Origin of the sequence: Variovorax glacialis (assembly GCF_051216375.1) — a bacterium.
GTDB lineage: Bacteria > Pseudomonadota > Gammaproteobacteria > Burkholderiales > Burkholderiaceae_C > Variovorax.
Genome location: NZ_JBPJZT010000004.1, coordinates 390652 through 405186, shown reverse-complemented (window position 1 = coordinate 405186; position 14535 = coordinate 390652). Strand labels below are relative to the sequence as shown.

Annotated in this window: 10 protein-coding genes; all 10 read right to left on the bottom strand. The window is 65.5% G+C overall.

The annotated features are described in order from the left end of the window. Positions 1-33: 33 nt before the first annotated feature. A complete protein-coding gene (locus ACSFBL_RS13635) occupies positions 34-1512 on the bottom strand; it encodes a glutamate synthase subunit beta (RefSeq protein ID WP_435516316.1) in 1479 nt (492 codons plus the stop codon). 33 nt (positions 1513-1545) lie between these two features. After that, positions 1546-6294: a glutamate synthase-related protein gene (locus ACSFBL_RS13630; RefSeq protein WP_435516315.1), complete on the bottom strand. Its 4749-nt coding sequence runs from the start codon at positions 6292-6294 to the stop codon at positions 1546-1548. A 181-nt stretch (positions 6295-6475) separates the two neighbouring features. After that, positions 6476-7171 carry a transposase gene (locus tag ACSFBL_RS13625; protein WP_435516314.1) on the bottom strand — a complete coding sequence of 232 codons (696 nt, stop codon included), beginning with the start codon at positions 7169-7171 and terminating at the stop codon, positions 6476-6478. Positions 7172-7192: 21 nt separating this feature from the next. Continuing rightward, the gene (locus tag ACSFBL_RS13620; RefSeq protein ID WP_435516313.1) at positions 7193-8053 is read right to left on the bottom strand and encodes a class I SAM-dependent methyltransferase; all 861 of its coding nucleotides are present in this window, start codon (positions 8051-8053) and stop codon (positions 7193-7195) included. Next, positions 8050-8622, bottom strand: coding sequence for a DUF1415 domain-containing protein (locus tag ACSFBL_RS13615; protein ID WP_435516312.1), 573 nt, complete (start codon positions 8620-8622; stop codon positions 8050-8052). Before ACSFBL_RS13615 ends, ACSFBL_RS13620 begins: the two co-directional genes overlap by 4 nt. Continuing rightward, entirely contained in the window at positions 8619-9878 is a 1260-nt protein-coding gene (locus tag ACSFBL_RS13610) for an MFS transporter (RefSeq protein ID WP_435516311.1), read from the bottom strand. Before ACSFBL_RS13610 ends, ACSFBL_RS13615 begins: the two co-directional genes overlap by 4 nt. Continuing rightward, positions 9875-11005, bottom strand: a complete 1131-nt coding sequence (locus tag ACSFBL_RS13605) for a deoxyguanosinetriphosphate triphosphohydrolase (RefSeq protein WP_435516310.1) — start codon at positions 11003-11005, stop codon at positions 9875-9877. Before ACSFBL_RS13605 ends, ACSFBL_RS13610 begins: the two co-directional genes overlap by 4 nt. Positions 11006-11066: 61 nt before the next feature. Continuing rightward, positions 11067-12167 (bottom strand): 3-dehydroquinate synthase, encoded by a 1101-nt coding sequence (gene aroB / locus ACSFBL_RS13600; protein ID WP_435516309.1) that lies wholly within the window; start codon positions 12165-12167, stop codon positions 11067-11069. A 36-nt stretch (positions 12168-12203) separates the two neighbouring features. Then, positions 12204-12749 carry a shikimate kinase gene (locus ACSFBL_RS13595; protein ID WP_435516308.1) on the bottom strand — a complete coding sequence of 182 codons (546 nt, stop codon included), beginning with the start codon at positions 12747-12749 and terminating at the stop codon, positions 12204-12206. A gap of 192 nt (positions 12750-12941) precedes the next feature. Continuing rightward, positions 12942-14498, bottom strand: a complete 1557-nt coding sequence (locus ACSFBL_RS13590; RefSeq protein ID WP_435516307.1) for an Ig-like domain-containing protein — start codon at positions 14496-14498, stop codon at positions 12942-12944. Positions 14499-14535 lie beyond the last annotated feature (37 nt).

Genomic DNA, 14535 nt, shown 5'->3' with positions numbered 1-14535 from the left:
TGCGGGCGGTGGAGTCCCGCCGCCCCCAAGACATCAACGCGGCAGGTCGCTGAATCCCATCAGGAATTCGTCGACGGCGCGGGCCGCCTGGCGCCCTTCGCGGATCGCCCAGACCACCAGCGACTGTCCGCGGCGGATGTCGCCTGCGGCGAACACCTTCGGCACGTTGGTCGCGTAGCCGCCGACGAAGTCGACAGTGGCCTTGGCATTGCCGCGCGCGTCCTTCTCGACGCCGAAGGCGTCGAGCACGTTGCCTACCGGACTCACGAAGCCCATCGCCAGCAGCACCAGGTCCGCCTTGAGCACCTGCTCGCTGCCGGCAACCTCGACCATCTTGCCGTCCTTCCACTCCACGCGGACGGTCTTCAGGCCGGTGACCTTGCCCTTCTCGCCCATGAATTCCTTGGTCGAGATGGCGAACTCGCGCTCGCAGCCTTCTTCATGGCTGGAGCTGGTGCGCAGCTTGTAGGGCCAGTAGGGCCAGGTGAGCGGACGGTTCTCTTCCTCCGGCGGCTGCGGCAGCAGTTCGAATTGCGTGACGGTCACGGCGCCATGGCGATTGCTGGTGCCCACGCAGTCGGAGCCGGTGTCGCCGCCACCGATCACGATCACGTGCTTGCCGTCGGCGCGCAGTTGGCCCTTGACCTTGTCGCCGGCGTTGATCTTGTTCTGCTGCGGCAGGAATTCCATCGCGAAATGAATCCCGTCGAGATCGCGGCCGGGCACCGGCAGGTCGCGCGACTGCTCGGCGCCACCGGTCAGCAGCACGGCGTCGAACTCCTTGTCGAGTTGCTCGGGTGTGACGATTTCCTTGGCCCAGTTGGTGACCTTGGAGCCCTTGCCCAACGGATCCTTGGCCGCGCCGACCATCACGCCCGTCCGGAAAGTGACGCCTTCCGCCTTCATCTGCTCGACGCGGCGATCGATGTGCACCTTCTCCATCTTGAAGTCGGGGATGCCGTAGCGCAGCAGACCGCCGATGCGGTCGTTCTTCTCGAACAAGGTCACGTCATGGCCGACGCGCGCCAGTTGCTGCGCCGCCGCCATGCCGGCCGGGCCGGAGCCGACGACCGCGACCTTCTTGCCGGTCTTGTGCTTGGCCGGCCTCGCAGCCACCCAGCCTTCGTCCCATGCGCGGTCGATGATCGCGTGCTCGATCGACTTGATGCCGACCGCGTCGTCGTTCACGTTGAGCACGCAGGCCGCCTCGCAAGGTGCGGGGCAGATGCGGCCGGTGAATTCAGGGAAGTTGTTGGTCGAGTCGAGCACGACGAACGCGCTCTGCCAGTCGCTGCGATACACCAGGTCGTTGAAGTCCGGAATGATGTTGTTGACCGGGCAGCCGCTGTTGCAGAACGGCGTGCCGCAGTCCATGCAACGTGCGCCCTGCACCTTGGCCTGCGCCTCGTCGAGCCCGACGACGAATTCCTTGTAGTGCTTGACCCGCTCCTCGATAGGCTTGTAGCCCTCCTCGATGCGCTCGTGCTCCATGAAGCCGGTGATTTTTCCCATCGTGCTGTCCTCTGTTCTTCGTTGTTTCGGCTGTCAGACGGCTGCAACCGGCTTGGCGGCCGTCGCGGCGTGCGGCTCCATGCCCGCATGGGCGTTGTTGCCGCTGCTGGTGAGCTCGACCTCGCGCTCGTGGATCTCGGCCAGCGCGCGCTTGTATTCGTTCGGGAAGACCTTGACGAACTTGGTCCGGGAGACGGCCCAGGTGTCGAGCAGTTCGCGCGCCCGCTTGCTGCCGGTCCAGCGGTGGTGGTCTTCCAGCAGCTTCCTGAGTTGGGCCTCGTCGGTCTCGCCGTCGTGCCACACCTTGCGATGCACGCTTGCGGTCTGCTCGGCCGATGTCAGCACCTTGTCGAGCGACACCATCGAGAGGTTGCAACGCGAAGCGAACTGGCCATCCTCGTCGTAGACAAAGGCAACGCCGCCACTCATGCCGGCGGCGAAGTTGCGGCCGGTCTTGCCGAGCACCGCCACCGTTCCGCCGGTCATGTATTCGCAGCCATGGTCGCCCGTGCCTTCGACGACGGCGGTCGCGCCCGAGAGACGCACGGCGAAACGCTCGCCGGCCACGCCGCACAGGTACGCTTCGCCGGTGGTCGCACCATAGAGCGCGGTGTTGCCAACGATGGTGTTGCGCGTGGCCTCGCCGCGGAAGTCGAGGCTAGGACGCACCACCACGCGGCCGCCCGAAAGGCCCTTGCCGGTGTAGTCGTTGGCATCGCCGATCAGGTACAGGGTGATGCCGCGTGCCAGGAAGGCGCCGAAGGACTGGCCGCCCGTGCCCTCGAGCTGGATGCGGATCGAGTCGTCGGGCAGGCCTTGCGGATGCACCTTGGTCAGCGCGCCCGAGAGCATGGCGCCGACCGAGCGGTTCACGTTGCGGGCCACTTCGATGAACTGGACCTTCTCGCCCTTGTCGATGGCCGGACGCGAACGCTCGATCAGCTTGATGTCCAAACTCTTCTGCAGCCCGTGGTCCTGGTTCTCGACGTGGAAGCGGGGCACATCGGCCGGCACGTTCGGTTGCGCGAAGAGACGGCTGAAGTCCAGGCCACGCGCCTTCCAGTGCTCGATGCCCTGCTTGGTGTCGAGCAGATCGGCGCGGCCGATGAGGTCGTCGAACTTGCGCACGCCCAGCTGGGCCATGATCTGGCGGACTTCCTCGGCCACGAAGAAGAAGAAGTTCACCACGTGCTCGGGCTTGCCCGAGAACTTCTTGCGCAGCACGGGGTCCTGCGTGGCCACGCCCACCGGGCAGGTGTTGAGGTGGCACTTGCGCATCATGATGCAGCCTTCGACCACCAGCGGTGCGGTCGCGAAGCCGAACTCGTCGGCGCCGAGCAGCGCGCCGATGGCGACGTCGCGGCCGGTCTTCATCTGGCCGTCGGCCTGCACGCGGATGCGGCCGCGGAGGCGATTGAGCACCAGCGTCTGCTGCGTTTCGGCCAGCCCGATTTCCCACGGGCTGCCCGCGTGCTTGATCGACGACCAGGGCGAGGCACCCGTGCCGCCGTCGTGGCCGGCGATCACGACGTGGTCGCTCTTGCACTTGGCGACGCCGGCCGCGATCGTGCCCACACCCACTTCGCTCACCAGCTTGACGCTGACGCTCGCATGCGGCGCGACATTCTTCAGGTCGTGGATCAGCTGGGCCAGATCCTCGATCGAATAGATGTCATGGTGCGGCGGCGGCGAGATCAAGCCGACGCCAGGCACCGAGTAGCGCAACTGGCCGATGTAGGTAGAGACCTTGCCGCCCGGAAGCTGACCGCCCTCGCCCGGCTTCGCGCCCTGCGCCATCTTGATCTGCAGTTGGTCTGCAGACGAGAGGTACTCGGCCGTGACGCCGAAGCGGCCCGACGCAACCTGCTTGATCTTCGAACGCAGCGAGTCGCCATCCTTCAAAGGCAGGTCGACTTCGACGTTGGCTTCGCCGATCACGCTCTTGAGCGTGTCGCCCACCTTGATGGGGATGCCCTTGAGTTCGTTGCGGTAGCGATTCGGGTCTTCGCCGCCCTCGCCGGTGTTGCTCTTGCCGCCGATGCGGTTCATGGCGACAGCGAGCGTCGAATGCGCTTCGGTGCTGATCGAGCCGAGCGACATCGCGCCGGTGGCGAAACGCTTGACGATTTCGCTGGCGGGCTCGACCTCGTCGACGGGAATCGCCTTCGCGGGATCGATCTTGAACTCGAACAGGCCGCGCAGCGTCAGATGCCGGCGGTTCTGGTCGTTGATGATCTGCGCGTATTCCTTGTACGTGTTGAAGTTGTTGGCACGCGCGCTGTGCTGCAGCTTGGCGATCGCGTCCGGCGTCCACATGTGCTCTTCGCCACGCGTGCGCCACGCATATTCGCCGCCGGCGTCGAGCATGTGCGCGAGCACCGGGTCGTCGCTGAAGGCCGCCTTGTGCATGCGGATCGCTTCCTCGGCGATCTCGAAGACGCCGATGCCTTCCACCCGGCTCGCAGTGCCGGTGAAGTACTTCGCGACGGTGTCGCTGTTCAGGCCGATGGCCTCGAACAACTGCGCACCGCAGTAGCTCATGTAGGTGCTGACACCCATCTTCGACATGATCTTGGACAGCCCCTTGCCGACCGCTTTCACGTAGTTGTAGATGGCCTTGTCGGCGCTCAGGTCGCCCGAAAGGTCCTCGTGCATCGTGGCCAGCGTCTCCATGGCCAGGTACGGATGCACGGCTTCCGCGCCGTAGCCGGCCAGCACGCCGAAGTGGTGGACTTCGCGGGCCGAGCCCGTTTCGACCACGAGGCCGGCGGTGGTCCGCAGGCCTTCACGCACGAGGTACTGGTGGATGGCCGACAGCGCCAGGAGCGCGGGAATTGCGACCTGCGTCGGACCGACATCCCGGTCGCTCACGATCAGGATGTTGTGGCCGCCCTTGATGGCATCGACCGCCTCCGCGCACAGCGAAGCCAGCTTGGCTTCGACACCCTCGTCGCCCCAGGCGAGCGGGTAGGTGATGTCGAGCGTGTAGCTCTTGAACTTGCCCTGCGTGTACTTGCCGATGTCGCGCAGCTTCGCCATGTCGGCGAAGTCGAGGATCGGCTGGCTCACTTCAAGCCGCATCGGCGGGTTGACCTGGTTGATGTCCAGCAGGTTCGGCTTCGGCCCGATGAAGGACACGAGCGACATCACGATGGCCTCGCGGATCGGGTCGATCGGCGGGTTCGTCACCTGGGCGAACAGTTGCTTGAAGTAGTTGTAGAGCGGCTTGTTCTTGTTGGAAAGCACGGCCAGCGGGCTGTCGTTGCCCATCGAACCGATGCCTTCCTCGCCGGCCGCGGCCATCGGGCTCATCAGGAACTTGATGTCTTCCTGGGTGTAGCCGAAGGCCTGCTGGCGATCGAGCAGGCTGACCTGGCTCGGCGGCGCCTGCACGGTTTCGGCCTCGACGCTGTCGAGCTTGATCCGCAGGTTCTCGATCCACTGCTTGTAGGGCTTGCTGTTGGCGAGGGTGGCCTTGACCTCCTCGTCGTCGATCATGCGGCCCTGTTCGAGGTCGATCAGGAACATCTTGCCGGGCTGCAGGCGCCACTTGCGCACGATCTTCTGCTCCGGCACGGGCAGGACGCCCGATTCGGAACCCATGATGACGAGGTCGTCGTCGGTCACGCAGTAGCGCGAGGGGCGCAGGCCGTTGCGGTCGAGCGTTGCGCCGATCTGGCGGCCGTCCGTGAAGACGATCGAGGCCGGGCCGTCCCACGGCTCCAGCATCGCCGCGTGGTACTCGTAGAAGGCGCGACGACGGGTGTCCATCGTGGCGTGCTGTTCCCAAGGCTCGGGGATCATCATCATCACGGCCTGGCTGATCGGGTAGCCGGCCATGGTGAGCAGTTCGAGGCAGTTGTCGAAGGTCGCCGTGTCGGACTGGCCGGGGAAGCTGATCGGATAGAGCTTCTGCAGGTCGGCGCCGAGCACGGGCGAAGACATGACGCCTTCCCGCGCCTTCATCCAGTTGTAGTTTCCCTTGACCGTGTTGATTTCGCCGTTGTGCGCGACGTAGCGGTACGGGTGGGCCAGCGGCCACTCGGGGAAGGTGTTGGTCGAGAAGCGCTGGTGCACCAGGCCCAGGGCCGAGACGCAGCGCTTGTCCTGCAGGTCGAGGTAGTAGGTGCCAACCTGGTCGGCGAGCAGCAGGCCCTTGTAGACCACCGTGCGGCTCGACATGCTCGGAACGTAGTATTCCTTGCTGTGCTTGAGCTTCAGGCGCTGGATGTTGGCGCTGGCGGTCTTGCGGATGACGTAGAGCTTGCGCTCCAGGGCGTCCTGCACGATCACGTCGTTGCCGCGTCCGATGAAGACCTGGCGCAGCAGCGGCTCCTTGGCGCGCACGTTCGGCGACATGGGCATTTCGCGGTTGACCGGCACGTCGCGCCAGCCCAGTAGCACCTGGCCTTCGGCCTTGATGGCGCGCTCCATTTCCTGCTCGCAGGCTTCGCGCGAGGCGTGCTCCTTGGGCAGGAAGATCATGCCGACGCCGTATTCGCCGGGCGGCGGCAGCGTCACGCCCTGCTTCGCCATTTCTTCGCGGTACAGCAGGTCGGGCAGCTGGATCAGGATGCCGGCGCCGTCGCCCATGAGCTTGTCGGCGCCCACGGCGCCCCGGTGATCGAGATTCTCGAGAATCTTCAGGCCCTGCAGCACGATGGCGTGGCTCTTTTCGCCCTTGATGTGGGCGACGAAGCCGACGCCGCAGGCATCGTGTTCGTCAGCAGCGGAATAAAGACCGTGTTCTTGGAGATGCTGGATCTCGGCAGCCGTCGTCATGGGCGTGCTCCTTCAGTTTTCGCAGGGAAAAGGAGCATATTGCTTTGCACAAATAATGCCAAATGGATTAAATGGGGTCAGATCAATATTAAATACTGATTGATTTCCTCGGATTTAAAACGGGGACACATCAAAAACAGGAGCGCTCTGGTCAATTCCCATGCGGCTGCCGGCCGATTCGCTACTCGATCCGACGGGTCGATGGCCGCCCGGGACGGGCCTTGAGCACGCGTCGGTCTGTAGTTTTCTGTAACGAATGGAGAAAATCCCGATCACCAACGGCCCAACCACGCAGCGTGGCGTCGGTCAACGTGGCGTAATCGGCGCCCGATATGCCGTTTCGCACCAATTCGGCATACGCAGCCTCGCGCGCGAAGGGCGTGTTGCCGAGCGCCCAGTAGAGCGGGTGAGGTGTCAGGAACTTGTCGTGGCGCAACCCGGCGTAGTGTCCATGGCTGGACCAGGCGTAGTCGCGCGCTTCCGCCGCCACGCCAGCCCGCACCGGGTTGAGGTCGATGTAGACCATGCAGGCCAGCAAATAGCGCTCGGTCTGGATCAGGGTCGAACGGTAGCGCCCTTCCCACAAGGTGCCGGTCCGCCCATGCCGGTCGTTGAAATACCGCACATAACGTCGCCCGACGGCCTGCATCCATTGGGGTAGTCCATCCGCCGTCGAAGGCGTGGCGAGCAGATGGAAATGGTTGTCCATAAGCACGTATGCGTGGAACGCGATCGCAAAGCGGGCCGCGTTCTCGCCAAGCAGGCTCAGGAAGAACTCGCGGTCTTCGCGATCGACGAAGACCGGCTGCCGGTTGTTGCCACGCTGAATGACGTGGTGAGGCTGATCGGCCAGCGTGAGACGAGGCAGGCGTGCCATGAAGTGAACGGGCGCGAAGGCTCAGGGCAGCCGGAAGCGCGTCTCCAGCAGCGACGCCAGTCCGAACTGGGCCAGCAGTTCGCAAAGCCGCGCCGCCGCACTGGCCTTGTTCTGCCCGGTGTGGCGAGCGATGATGAGTTCGTTCTTCATGCTGTGCTCCCAGCCCACCAGTTCGGTCACCGTGACCTGATAGCCGTTGGCCTCGAGGTAGAGACAGCGCAGAACGTTGGTCAGCTGACTCCCGATTTCTCGCGTGTGCAGTGGATGGCGCCACAGCTCCGCCAGCGGCGTGCGCGACAGCGCGAGCGCCTTGGTCTGACGCAGACAGGCGGCAACCTCGGCCTGGCAGCAAGGCACCAGCACCATGAATTGCGCCTCTTTAGCGAGGCCGAAGGCGATCGCATCGTCCGTCGCGGTGTCGCACGCATGGAGTGCCGTCACCACGTCGATCCGCGCCGGCATCGCGGATGCATTGGCGGACTCGGCCACGGTCAGATTGAGGAAGGACATGCGGTCGAATCCCAGCCGCTCGGCCAGCAGGCGCGACTTCTCGACGAGATCGGCACGCGTCTCGATCCCATACACATGCCCGCCACCGCGTTCCCGGAAGAACAGGTCGTAGATGATGAAGCCGAGGTACGACTTGCCGGCGCCGTGATCGGCGAGCGTCGCGTTCGCGCCGTCTCCTGGCAGCTCGCGAAGCAGCTTCTCGATGAACTGGAACAGGTGATACACCTGCTTGAGCTTGCGGCGCGAATCCTGGTTGAGCCGGCCCTCTCGCGTGAGGATGTGCAATTCCTTGAGCAACTCGACCGACTGGCCGGGCCGCAGTTCGCTCAGCACATCTGCTTCGGCCTTCGCGGCCTTGGCCAACTTGCTCATCGCGCCGAGCCTCCGGGGCCGACGTCCAGGGCGGTCCACCCTGCCGCGCCGAGCGCTTCCAGCGTCTCGATGTTGCGACCAAAGATGGCCTCGGCGTCGGGGAAAGCCTCGACGGCGCGGCTCACGCTGTCCTCGCGAAGCAGGTGAAGCGTGGGGTAAGGGGCACGGTTGGTGGCATTGGTGACGTCATCGGCGTCGGTGCCGGCGAACTGGAAAAAGGGGTGAAAGGTCGCGAGCTGGAACTGGCCTTCGAAACCCTCACGCGCGAGCCGGCGTTCGGCACGCGCCGCGAAGTCATTGAAGTCCAGAAAGTCGGACAAGGTGTTGGGTGCGATCAAGAGTGTGGTGTCCCGCTCGGCGGATTCGCATTCGGCCAGCGCGTTCGCTTCTGCGATCAGGGCGTCAAGCAACCCGCCCTCTTCGCTCGGCAGGTACACGGCGTAGTGGACCTGTCCCCGGACATGCACCGCCTTCGCGAAAGGACAGAGACTCAGGCCGATCACCGCACGCTCCAGCCAACGGCGCGTATCAACCTCTGCCTGTGCTGCCGACACGGTCACCGTGTTCATGCGGCACCCCTTCGCGAGATGACGGGCGACAGCTTCGCTGCAAGCGCCATCCCCACCAGTGAGCACGCGAGCGTGACGACCCAGGTCCACTGCCATCCGCCCATCCGATGCGCAATCCAGGCAACGAAGGGCGGCGCGATGAACTGACCCAGCGACGAAGCCTGCTGCATCATCCCGACGGTCGTGGACACGGTGGAGGGGCTGGGCGCCAGCCGCACGCTCAACATGAACAGCGTCGCCGGCACCACACCGCCACCCAGCGAGAACATGCACACCGCCAGATAGCGCAGTGCCGGCGGCAGGCTCAGCGCATCGTGAGGGTGGCCGAGTTGCGCAAAGGCGGCGACGCTGCCAAGCGCCATGACGACGAAGCCCCAGCGCAGGAGGCGATCCGGTGCCACGCCCCGCTGAAGGAGTCGGCCACCCGTCACGTTGCCGATGATGTTGGCGGCCGCAGCCAGTGCGGTGAGCGCCGCGCTCCAGCCGACCGGCACGCCGGCGTCGGCGTAGATGGCAGGCAGGAAGCCGATCACCGCCATCCATTGCGATGAATAGACGGCGAAAGCGAGCGCCAATGTCCACGGCCCGCTGGCGCCGACAGTGGCACGCAGGCGGAACGACCAGCCCTCGGCCGACGCGGCCGCCTGGCGACGAGCCTTGTCGCCGGGCACCACCAGCGCCACCCAGATCGCGGCCGCGCCCGATACGCCGCCGAGCGCCCACCACCAGCCCTGCCAGCCTGCCGACGCGATCAGCGCCGGTCCGAGCAGCAGGGCCAGCGCCACGCCCAGCGGCATGTAGGCGCCCCACATCCCGAGCGCGGCCTTCTCCGAGCCGGGCGGCGTCAGGGCGCGAACCAATCCGGGGCCGGGCATGACCGCCAGGAGAAATCCAAGTCCTTCGAGCGCACGCAGCGCCAGCAACCACGGCAAGGCCTGGGCACCGTCGGTGATCCAGACGCCCACCATTCCGCCGAGGATGCTCGCGAGCGAGACCAGCGCCAACCCGGTCAGCATGCTGCGCCGCAAGCCGATGGTGTCCGCCGCCAGACCGATGAAGATGCCGAGCGTCATGCCGGCCACCTGGATCAGCGACAGCAGGAAGCCCGCTTCGACGAGCCCGATGCCCAGGCTGGTCTGCAACGCCGGCACCGCGGGTGGCAGCTTCCCGATGTGCAACGCCGCAGACACGCCCGCGGCGACGACCGCCAGCGCAGCGGCAGGAATGCGGGCCCTCGGGATCGATGCGCCGTTCATTGAATCCACCGAAGCCCCGTGAGGCGCTCGTACTCTCGGATCGCAAATCGATCGGTCATGCCGGCAATATAGTCCGCCACCGCGCGATGCCTGTCCGCGCGCAGTCCGTACCCCTCGGGCATCTCCGCCGCGTTGGCCAGGTACGCGTCGAACAAGGCGCGAACGACGCCTTGCGCCTGATCGGCGGTCTGCGCCACGCGCTCGTGCCGATACAGGTTGCGGAAAAGGAAGCGCTTGAGCTCCGTGGATTCGGCTCGCATGGCGTCGCTGAAAAGCACCAGCGGTGCCGATCGGCGAACGGCATCGGCGTCGGCCGGCGCGACCCCGTCGAGGGCACTGCGCGTCGCATCGATCACGTCGTACACCTGCGCGCTGAGCATCCGCCGGATCGTCTCGTAGAGCACCCGCCGGCCCTGAATCTGGGGATACTCGGAAAGCGTCTCGCGGCGATAACGGTCGAACAAGGCGACCTCGCTCAGCCGCTCCATGCTGATCAAGCCCGATCTGACCCCGTCATCGATGTCGTGCGCGTTGTAGGCAATCTCGTCGGCGAGGTTGCACAACTGCGCTTCGAGCCCGGGTTGGGTGCGGTCGCAGAAACGCCGACCCACGCCGCCCGGCTCGGCCGCCTCGATGCGCTCGGCGTTGGCGCGCGAGCAATGCTTGAGGATGCCCTCGCGGGTCTCGAAGCTCAGGTTGAGACCGTCGTACTGCGGGTAACGGTGTTCGAGTTCATCCACGACGCGCAGGCTCTGCAGGTTGTGTTCGAAGCCGCCGTGATCGCGCATGCAAGCGTCGAGCGCGTCCTGTCCGGCGTGGCCGAACGGGGTGTGCCCGAGGTCGTGCGCAAGGGCGACGGCCTCCACCAGATCCTCGTTGAGCTGGAGCGACCGTGCGATCGACCGACCGAGCTGGGCGACCTCGAGCGAATGGGTCAGCCGCGTACGGAACAGGTCGCCCTCGTGGTTGAGGAACACCTGGGTCTTGTAGACCAGCCGGCGAAACGCCGTCGAATGCACGATCCGGTCGCGATCGCGCTGGAATGCGTCGCGCGTCGGCGCCGGCGGCTCGGGGTACCTGCGACCGCGCGACACCGCGGGATCGGACGCGTAGGGCGCGAGCGTCATGGGCCGGGCCTCCTTGCCGATCCGCAGTTCATCGCTGCGGACCCGGGAAAGGTTGCGGGATTCAGGCCGAACAACATTGCGCCAGCACCTCGCGCACCGTCGCCTCGGGAGCCCCGCGCACGACGGCCGAGCCCGGCTTGTCGATAACCACGAAGCGGATCTCGCCGGCTTCCGACTTCTTGTCGATCCGCATCAGTTCGAGATAGCGCTCGGCGCCCAGCGCAGGCGCGACCACGGGAAGACCGGCGCGACGAATCAGCGTCGTCAGTCGCTGCACGAAGGCGGCATCGATGCCTCCCAAGCGCTCCGACAGATGGGCCGCCATGACCATCCCGCAACCCACGGCCTCGCCATGGAGCCATTCGCCATAGCCCAGACCCGATTCGATCGCATGCCCGAAGGTGTGGCCGAAGTTGAGGATCGCGCGCAGGCCCGCCTCCCGCTCGTCTTGGCCGACGACCGCGGCCTTGATCTCGCAGCTGCGCTTGACCGCGTGCGCCAGTGCCGCCGGCTCCCGCGCCACCAGGGCATCGATGTGGTCTTCGATCCATGCCATGAAGTCCATGTCGTAGATCGGCCCGTACTTGATGACTTCGGCGAGCCCGGCGCTCAGTTCACGCGGCGGCAGGCTTGCCAGCGTCGCCAGGTCGCACAGCACGAGCTGCGGCTGGTAGAACGCGCCAATCATGTTCTTGCCCAGCGGATGGTTGATGGCCGTCTTGCCGCCCACCGATGAATCGACTTGCGCCAGCAAGGTGGTCGGCACCTGGACGAAGGGCACGCCGCGCATGTAGCTTGCGGCGGCAAAGCCGGTCATGTCGCCCACCACCCCGCCGCCCAGCGCGAACAGGATGGTCTTGCGGTCGCTGCCGTGACCCAGCAGGGCGTCGAAGATGAGGTTGAGCGTCTGCCAGTCCTTGTGCGCCTCGCCGTCGGGCAGTTCGAGCACGTGCACGTCGCGGAAGCGGCCGGCGAGCGCTGCGCGCAGCGTGTCGGCGTAGAGGGGCGCGACGGTGACGTTGGTGACGATCAGGGCCGTTGCCGCTGCCGGCAAGGCCGCGAAGTTGCCCGGATCACCGAGCAGATCGTTGCCGATCAAGATGGGGTAGCTGCGCTCGCCGAGCTGGATCTCGACGCGTTCAGTGGGGACGGACAATCGCATGGCCCCGAGTTTAGGTCCATGCCGCCAACGCCCGTTTCAGTCCGGCAGATCCCCTTCGGGACCGGGCGAAGCGATCCCGGCCAGTTCCAGCTGCATCACGATGATGTTCACCAGCATCGCGACGGTCGGGCGGCCCGTTTCGACCACGTCGTGGGCCGTGGCGCGATACAGCGGATCGCGCGCGTCGTAGAGTTCGCGCAGCCTACCCAGGGGATCCGCGACCTGCAACAACGGGCGCTTCACGTCGTGGCGGAGGCGGCGGAAGAGATCCTCGGGCGCGGATCGCAGATAGATCACGTGGAAGCTCGCGTGCAACTGCGACCGGTTGACCTCGCGGAGCACCGAACCGCCACCTGTCGCCACCACGCCATGAGGCTCCGCGGACAACTCCGAGATGACTGTCTGCTCCAGGTCGCGGAAGCTGGCCTCGCCCTCGCGCTCGAAGTAGTCCCGGATCGAGCAGCCGATCCGATCCTCGATCACGTGATCGCTGTCGATGAAGGGAAGTTGCAGGCGCTGCGCAAGGCGCCGGCCGACTGCGGATTTGCCGGCGCCGGGCAGGCCGACGAGTGCGACCGCCATGCTATCGCCCCGTCGCAGTCAGGCGCGGGATGGCGGGGCTCAGGGGGCTGGGGCGCGAGTCGATGGTTTGCATAGAAGATGCAAAAGATAGCATCCCGGATGGCCGGGAGCCGAATGTACAAAGGCCTCCGGGTGCCGAAACACCCGGAGGCCTCGGCGGCGATGTCGCCGCCATTGCCTGAACGATTACGACTAGTTCGTGGGGTAGCTCACCATCACGTTGCGCGTCGTCACGACCCCGTCAGCCGAAAACTCGATGTCGAAATTCGCAGTCGCCGTGTTGGCTCCGCCAACGACGCAGGGGCTCGGCGTCACATTCGTCAGGTTGAGTTCAAAATCCACCCTGACGCGGGCTGCCGTCGCGCCGAGCTGATCCGCGACCGGCGAAGCCGATTTCAGAGTGCCGGTCATCCCCGACGAGATCGGCTTCACGGTGATGGTCGTCCCGGCGGCCGGCGGGAAGTTGGCCGGGGTACCTGCGTACGCCGAGAACGTCTCAGCCGCGCAACCCGTCTTGTTCACTGCCGACACCACCGCGCCACCGGCGCTTGTGTTGTACACATTGAGCAAACCTACATCAACCATGCGGAAGGCAAGCTGCTTGCCGATCGTCGAGCCGTCTCCCAGCGCGGTCGTCGCGGTCACCGTTGCCGGCGTGCCGTCGGCAGGCCGCGGATCCTGCACAAGGAAGTCGACAGTACAAGCGCCACCCGAGGTCACGCACCCACCGCGAGTGGAAGTACCCACCACGCCGTAGTCGGCGGTAAAGACGATCGGAACGCCGTCGGCCACAGGATTGCCATTGGCATCGCGGACCCGGACCAGGACAGTCGACTTGTCACCCGTCTTGTTGAAGTTCAGGTTGTATTTGCTGGCCGACATATCGAAGCCCGCTTGGGTCGCAATGCCAGTGGTCACGGTGAGTTGATCGGACTGCGTGCTGACAGCCTTGCCCGTGATGGTGGCCTTGACGACTACGGCCGTGGGGGTGGTCTGCGAGGAAACCGTGGTAACCACGACGCCATCCGAGTCGCTGGTGGCGGTCGGAATATTCAGCGTCACGTTTGCGGCCGGGGTGACCGAGAACGTCGCAGCAGCGCCCTTCACGGGGCTGTTGTTCGAGTCCACGATCCGGAACCGCAGGGTCGCGGATTCCAGTCGGCCATTGCCGCCCGAGCCCTTGAGGACGATGGAGCTATCCGCCGGATTGACGTCGAGGAAATTGATCGCAGACGCCAGAATCTGAGGATCCGTCGCACCGCTCGAAGGCGCGCTGGTAATCGCGATCGCCTTTTGCGATGTGACCGCCACACCTGCGACAACCCCGGCTGCGGCAACGGCCGTTGCGCCCGTGTTTGCCGAGGAGGCCGCACGGATTTCAACGACAGCCGTCCCGGTCGCATCCGTCAACGCCGTCTTGGAAGTAGGCGAATAGGTCAACAGCGATCCGCCGGCCTCGCTGAAGGTAACGATGGATCCGGGCACCGGGGCGCCGTTGGCATCCTTGAGCACCGCCTTGACCTGGGCGATTTCAACGCCGGAGATCGACGTGGTCGAAGTGCCGGCTCCATTGAACACATCGACCGTGACCTTCGCCGCGGCGACAGGCGCCTGCGTCGAGCCGCCAGTCCCGTTGCCGGAACCTGTCGTCGTCGTCGTGGTTGGCGGCAGGCCGGGGCTTCCGCCCCCTCCGCAAGAGATCAATACGCCCGCGACCAGCGCGACGGCCAGGATATTCCTATAGCTCATCAGTTCCCTCAGAAAAACTTCGAATCTTGTTTTGGTA